Here is a 6,832-nt window from a genome sequence, read left to right as displayed (position 1 = left end):
AGGAAGAAATTCTGCTGTGCAGAATTTCTGAGAATTTAAATCTGATTACCGGCAAATAACTTTCTAAAAACTAAGACTATACCTAGTATTACAAAAAAATTATCTAAATAATTAAGAGTCTCTATACAATCAAAATTCAGCCCAGCTGAATTTTAACCTTCACTTTACTCTTTTCTCTTTACTCTTTACTCTCACACCTATTTAATGCACTTTCTCTAAACTATTCCGTCTAGCGCATTTAGTTCGCAATATATTTAAATCTTACACCTTAAAGTGTACTCTAAGTCAATATATAATCTATATATATTTTATCATAACCATTATAAAATTCACATGTAATATAGTTTATAAATCTGCTACGTAACTGCATACATTATAATAGAAACTAATATTGTGGAGTCCATAAATGTTCAGAATTTCAAATAAATATGATCTTTTCAAATATAACGAGCAATATTTTAGGCCATCTAAATTACCTGCTATTAATGTCACGTTCTTTGATTACACTTTTTTTGATAGGTACTCAAATGATGATTACAATAAAATAAAACTTCCTGATTCCCTATTTTATACTCCAGAGACAACCATTTTAAACTTCTTCAGTATCTTAAGAGAAGCCGAAAGCATATCCGACGTAGGCTGCGGGTCAATAGGCAATGCGAGAAGCCCTTACCCTATATCCTATATGTTTTTTACACCAAAATTTAGACAAGATATAAGCTATAAAACTTACCTTCACAGCTTCATGAATATCGGACACATCAATCTTATAAAACTTTATAAACAAACTAACGCAAGTGTAGCAGATAAGAATTATAAATATTTCATAGAATTAGAGACCATCGAAAAGTCAACAAATGGTAATGCAGCTTTTTCATATTATTACGGATACATCTATCTACAAAATGAAAATGAAAGATATAAAATTTCAAATATAGAACTGACAGCTGAAGACTTTTTATGTGCAGCTTATCATGGATGGGCCCATAATGCAGAATTTTATGTCGATGTAGTGTACGGAGACTGGTGCAACCTAATCAAAAAAAGATATCCAACCGAGCAGGTAGGATACATCAAAAACATTTATATAGCAGGAAATGACGGTAGAGAATACCTATTCCAATTTATTCAACTTACCAATGGCACTGATATAGAAATAGGACAATATGTAAAGAACTATATTAACCACTGGGAAATCATAAAAATCGATGTGCATAGCTGCTTAAGAACTAATAAAAAGGGCAGGAAGTGATTTCTGTCGGCTGGAAAATGCTTCCTCCAACCACTTCCTGCCCTATACCCTAACTCTTAATATCCACAAAATACTCTTATTATATTGCTTCTGTTGACTTATTCTCTTAATTTACTAACTTTAAATTTTGTGTCTTTCCTGTAGGTATTTTTCTTAGCTTTCTGTACAATCTTGTGTATACTATAATTGCATTTATAAAAAGCAGTGAACTTGTAATGAAAAACACATATTTTATTCCTAGGCGCGAAGCTATCTGACCCCCAACTATGGAACCTGAGAAAGTCCCCAGATAAAAGGCGCTCATATTAAAGCCATAAATTCTTCCCGCAATAGCTTCCGGCGCTATCTTCTTTACCAGTGAATTAATTGATGGTGCAAGCCCAGCAGTAGCAAACCCTAACATGAAACGTAATACTATAATCTGCCATGGGCTTTCTACAAAGGCCTGAGGTATAAATATAAAGCCTGCTATAATAAGTGCTATAAGCATAACCTTTTGAGGTCCTATCCTATCAGACAGTTTTCCTAATCTCGGAGCAGCAATTATGCTGGCAAGACCAGATGCTGAAAATGCCATTCCTGAAATTAGAGCCACATGAGAGGAATTGCCTGACAACTGATCTATATACACTGTTATAATAGGTTCTATAGAATAATAAGCTAATTGCAAAATATACGATGTTACAAATAAAACAATAATCAATTCAGGGTTTGGCAATTGTCTCCAAATCTCTTTTGTACTCAGCACCTCTTTTTTCGATGGCACAAACTCTTCCTTTACAAAGAGCAATGTAAATACAAACACAGCCAGCATAAGGCTTCCTGTAAAGAAAAATGTAAACTGGAGGCCTAGAATCTCATCCAGATATCCTCCAATCATTGGTCCAAGTAATGAACCTGAAATTGAAGCTGTAGACAGCACTCCTAACGCCCAGCCGGAATGCTTCTTTTCAGTTTGAGTGCCAATCAAGGTTATACAAGCAGTGCTGTAACCAGTAATTACTCCCTGAAGTACTCTAAGCCCAATAAGAATATATACATTTGGAGCTAATCCCATAGTTGAAATTACTATTGCCATTCCTAAGCTTGCTCTTAGCAGCATTGGCTTTCTTCCTACTTTATCAGCTGCATATCCCCAGATAGGTGAAAATATCGCTGATACAATAAACGTTACTCCAAAAGCAAAACCAGATACTTGTTCAATCATTCCGGTGTTATGAACTCCAAGCTGTCTTATATACAAAGGCATTATAGGAGCAATTTGACTCATTCCTAAAAGTGTTACAAAAGTTCCAAACCAGCACACAATAAGATTTCTTTTCCAAATTTTCATTTGTATTACCTTCTTCCCGTACAATAACCTTAGGTCGACTAATAAATTTATACCAGCTTATTCTCCGTCCTTACAATCATATCCTGATTATATACTGAAAAATGGCTTATTTAAATGCATTATTTTAATATCCATGGACATTTCTGCTGTAAAATTCTTTCGGACTTATTCCTTTTATTCTTTTAAATAATCTGCTAAAATAGAATTCATCCTTAAATCCAAGCATCGCAGCAATCTCTTTTATCTTTTTATCCTCAACCATAATTAGTGCTTCTGCTCTGTCAATCTTTATTTTATTAAAAAATTCAATTATCGAATAACCAGTTACTTCTCTAAAAGTCCTGGAAAAATAACTGGGCGAAAGTGAAACAAGTTCTGAAAGCTCTTGAAGCGTAATAGTTCTTCCTATATTGTCATTCATATATTTTATAGCCTTTTCTACTTTAACAATAGCCGAATAATTTGTGCTCTGCTGCTTCAAATTATTATAGATTCCAAACAACAGCCTCTGAAGCATTATCTTGCAGCGGAATTCATAATCAGGCATTTTCATACTCCACATCATAACCAGCTTTTTAAAAATATGATAAACTTTATAATTTCTAAATCGCTGCATTACAGGAAGCTTCAATCCATCCTTCTCCACAATTTTCCATTGATCTTCATGAAAATCTACATATGCAAGACTGAAATGAACCGATAAAAAATTCAATGGGTCTTTTATGTCAGATTCAATGGAATGCAGATTATTCTTTTTAAAATAGAAAAGCATACCTTTTTCCAAATTATACTCTTTACCTTCAGTGACTATACAACCCTTACCGCCTGTTACAAGAAAGAATTCATGATGCTTAATTCTTCTTGTAATCTTCTTATCCTTCCAATCTTCATTTGTTTCTTTATGATTACAATAATGTATATGAAAATAGAGCTTGCTTTTATCTACCACGAAATCCTCCCCGATCTGCTATTTACCTACATATACTAATTTTCATAAGTTTCGCGAAGCATTTTAATTTCCTCTGCATGTTCTGATAAGTCCACCGGCGTTTCAAGAAAAAATGGAAGCTGCTTTAACTTAGGATGATTCATAATTCTAACTATAGCCTCTTTTCCAATATACCCTTCACCGATTCTTTCATGTCTGTCCTTGCCGCTAGAAAATGGATTCTTGCTGTCATTTAAATGTATTGCTTTAAGCTTATCTAGACCTATAATTTTATCGAAGTTTTTCAAGACCCCTTCAATATTATTAACTATGTCATAGCCGGCATCATAAACATGACAGGTATCAAGGCATACTCCCATTTTCTCCTTCAGCTTAACCCCGTCAAGTATTTCTTTAAGCTCTTCGAAGTTTCTGCCAACCTCAGTCCCTTTGCCTGCCATAGTTTCTAAAAGCACCGTAGTAGTCTGCTCAGGTCTTAGAATCGTATTGAGCATTTCTATTATATATTTTACTCCAACTTCAATTCCTTGTTTAACATGACTGCCCGGATGGAAATTATATAGATTGTTTGGCAGATACTCCATTCTTCTTAAATCATCTTCCATGATTTCCATAGCAAATTCTCTGGTTCTTTCCTCTGCAGAACAAGGATTTAAAGTGTAAGGTGCATGTGCAAGAATAACTGCAAAATCATTTTCTTCCATCAGTTTTAACAATGCCTTTACATCTTCCTCATCTATATCCTTCGCTTTACTTCCTCGTGGATTTCTAGTAAAAAACTGAAAAGTGTTAGCATCTATTTTAAGTGCATCCTTCCCCATGGCTTCAAAACCTTTAGAAGAGGATAAGTGACAACCTATTTTAAGCATATCTAAATTCCTCCTATGTTCGCATTCTATAAACTATTTATTTATATTATATCATTGCCGCCTTCGTCATAGGAATATACTATAGTCTTAGTTCTCTCTCCGTGCAGGTCTCGACCCTAAACTCCCACTCCTTGCATAGCCCTGTCCTCTTTGAATAGTTCCATAAGGTTGTCTATATTGGGACTTTTGCTTACAAAATGAGACTTTCGTACTACAATTCACTCAAATTACAAATTTGTTCATTGACAAGTTATGTTATAATTCTACAATGTAAACTTGACATATAGTTAACTTAGTTCTATATATAAGTTAGCACTTCTAATCATAAACTTAATAATAGCTTTATGAATTAAGGAGCATAGTTTATGATAGTATCTTGGAATGTAACCAATTCCTGCAACATGTACTGTGAGCATTGTTACAGAGATGCTAAAGATAAAGCACAAGGCGAACTAACACTTGCAGAAGGCAAGAAACTTCTTGAAGAAATTGCAGCTGCCCATTTTAAGGTTATTATTTTTTCAGGCGGCGAGCCTCTTATGAGGCCAGATATATACGAGCTTATACAATATGCTTCATCCTTAAAACTTCGTCCTGTCTTAGGCAGCAATGGCACATTAATAAGTTCTGCGGTTGCACAAAGATTAAAATCAGCTGGTGCCTGCTGCATAGGCATAAGTCTCGACAGCTTAGACAAAATGAAACATGACAACTTTAGAAAATTTGATGGTGGATGGACACAGGCAGTAAAAGGAATGAAGAACTGCAAAGCTGCTAACCTGCCCTTTCAGATTCATACCACAGTCATGAAATGGAATATGGATGAAATAATTGCTTTAACAGACTTTGCTGTTGCTATGGGAGCCTGTGGTCATTATACATTTTTTCTCGTTCCAACCGGAAGAGGCGTTAATATAGAGAAGGAATCTCTCAGCGAACAAGAATATGAGAACTTATTAAGAAGTATTATGTTAAAGCAAAAGCAAGTTAAAATTCAGCTTAAACCTACCTGCGCTCCGCAATTTATGAGAATAGCAAAAGAGCTTAATGTAAAAACAAGATTTACAAAAGGCTGCCTTGCAGGAATAAGTTATTGCATAATAAATCCAATAGGTAATGTTCAGCCTTGTGCCTACTTAGACCTGCTAATCGGAAATGTACGAGAAAAACCATTTGATAAGATATGGAATGAAAGCCCTATATTAAACAAATTACGAACTGCTAAATATGAAGGAAAATGTGGTTCCTGTGAGCATAAAGATATTTGCGGCGGCTGCCGAGCCCGTGCTTCCTTTTACAATAATGGTAATTATATGGGTGAAGAAAAATTCTGTGCTTATCATAGGTAATACACAAAAAATTTATAAGGTGAGGTATATAAATGTTTCAAATATCCTTTAAAGTAAAATACAAAGAAGTAGATGAAATAATTGAAAAACTCCAAATAATTGATTTATATTCAACCTATTATGATGCACCCTTCCAGGTTACTACTGATTCAAACGGTTACGGTTTTTACGAAAAAGAGGATGAAGATATCATATTGAATGTCTTTCCTGATGCTGCAGCAAAAGATGAATGTAATGAATATATTGAAAAGATAGGGAAGCTTTTGAATATAGACCTCTCTGATATTACGTTGACGGAGTTGCCTGATGAAGGCTGGCAGCAGCCCTTTGAGCCAGTATATTTGAACAATGGCTGGGTTATTGCTGAGCCCGAAGCTGAGGTCAGCTGTGCTAATAAGATTAATTTCATATCCCAAGGTTCCTTCGGTACTGGCCTCCACGAAACGACTCAAGATTTGCTAAGATATATCCTATCTGAAGATTTTACCGATCTTTCAGTGCTGGATCTAGGTACAGGTTCAGGGATCTTAAGCATAGCCGCAGGCATCAGAAATGCAGCTAAAATTATAGCTTTAGATATACGTGATGTTACTGAAGAAGTATTGTTCAATGCTTCCTTAAATAAGCTTACCAATATTGAAGTAGTCATAGAAGATGTAACAAAATCAAAAACATCTTTTCAAACACCCTTTGATGTTATATTTATTAATATAGGAGGTGAGGAAACTCTTTCCTCTATAGGCTTCATCAATTCTGTAATAAAGCATGGTGGTACACTGTATGTTTCAGGACTAGTGGAATGGAGCTTTAAAGATATACTTACGAAACTAGAAGCTTTTGGTTATAATTTATTAAAACATACGCAAACTAATGAATGGGTTACTATGATTTTAAAGGCCTCCTGCTAAGTTTTATGATTATATAAACATAAGTAACTTCAACTGTTGACTTGCATACTGCTTATCTTTATATTGACATAAAAGGTTTCTGTCTGTATAATCTGTATATAATATCATAAAATTCTTTGAAGAGAAAAGTAATCATTTATAACTCTGACAGCGAGCAGGAACAGAGTGAAAG

Annotated in this window: 6 protein-coding genes and 1 other annotated feature (1 of these 7 cut by a window edge); of the genes, 3 read left to right on the top strand and 3 right to left on the bottom strand. The window is 34.5% G+C overall.

Going from position 1 to position 6,832, the window contains the following annotated elements:
• Positions 1 to 406 precede the first annotated feature (406 nt).
• A complete protein-coding gene (locus CLORY_RS16865; RefSeq protein WP_079426649.1) occupies positions 407 to 1,252 on the top strand; it encodes a hypothetical protein in 846 nt (281 codons plus the stop codon).
• A gap of 106 nt (positions 1,253 to 1,358) precedes the next feature.
• Here the strand turns inward: CLORY_RS16865 and CLORY_RS16860 are convergent, their stop codons facing one another.
• From CLORY_RS16860 to CLORY_RS16850, 3 genes are all read right to left on the bottom strand, one after another.
• Positions 1,359 to 2,585, bottom strand: coding sequence for a multidrug efflux MFS transporter (locus CLORY_RS16860; RefSeq protein WP_079426647.1), 1,227 nt, complete (start codon positions 2,583 to 2,585; stop codon positions 1,359 to 1,361).
• 124 nt (positions 2,586 to 2,709) lie between these two features.
• Positions 2,710 to 3,534: an AraC family transcriptional regulator gene (locus tag CLORY_RS16855; RefSeq protein ID WP_079426645.1), complete on the bottom strand. Its 825-nt coding sequence runs from the start codon at positions 3,532 to 3,534 to the stop codon at positions 2,710 to 2,712.
• Between the two features lie 35 nt (positions 3,535 to 3,569).
• The gene (locus tag CLORY_RS16850; RefSeq protein ID WP_079426643.1) at positions 3,570 to 4,403 is read right to left on the bottom strand and encodes a deoxyribonuclease IV; all 834 of its coding nucleotides are present in this window, start codon (positions 4,401 to 4,403) and stop codon (positions 3,570 to 3,572) included.
• Between the two features lie 365 nt (positions 4,404 to 4,768).
• On the opposite strand from CLORY_RS16850, the gene nirJ2 reads away from it, so the two are divergent.
• A complete protein-coding gene (gene nirJ2 / locus CLORY_RS16845) occupies positions 4,769 to 5,752 on the top strand; it encodes a putative heme d1 biosynthesis radical SAM protein NirJ2 (protein ID WP_079426641.1) in 984 nt (327 codons plus the stop codon).
• Positions 5,753 to 5,784: 32 nt separating this feature from the next.
• Positions 5,785 to 6,660: a 50S ribosomal protein L11 methyltransferase gene (locus CLORY_RS16840; protein ID WP_079426639.1), complete on the top strand. Its 876-nt coding sequence runs from the start codon at positions 5,785 to 5,787 to the stop codon at positions 6,658 to 6,660.
• Positions 6,661 to 6,767: 107 nt separating this feature from the next.
• Positions 6,768 to 6,832: a binding site (T-box leader), on the top strand (it continues 144 nt past the right edge of the window).

It is taken from the genome of Clostridium oryzae (assembly GCF_002029235.1).
Taxonomy (GTDB): domain Bacteria; phylum Bacillota; class Clostridia; order Clostridiales; family Clostridiaceae; genus Clostridium_AE; species Clostridium_AE oryzae.
The sequence above is the reverse complement of the archived record's forward strand: the minus strand, read 5'-3'. Positions and strand labels throughout refer to the sequence as shown.

Bases quoted from the DNA above. Each gene is read 5' to 3' on its own strand.
- CLORY_RS16865 (WP_079426649.1), top strand. From the start codon at position 407: ATGTTCAGAATTTCAAATAAATATGATCTTTTCAAATATAACGAGCAA.
- CLORY_RS16860 (WP_079426647.1), bottom strand. From the start codon at position 2,585: ATGAAAATTTGGAAAAGAAATCTTATTGTGTGCTGGTTTGGAACTTTT.
- CLORY_RS16850 (WP_079426643.1), bottom strand. From the start codon at position 4,403: ATGCTTAAAATAGGTTGTCACTTATCCTCTTCTAAAGGTTTTGAAGCC.
- nirJ2 (WP_079426641.1), top strand. From the start codon at position 4,769: ATGATAGTATCTTGGAATGTAACCAATTCCTGCAACATGTACTGTGAG.
- CLORY_RS16840 (WP_079426639.1), top strand. From the start codon at position 5,785: ATGTTTCAAATATCCTTTAAAGTAAAATACAAAGAAGTAGATGAAATA.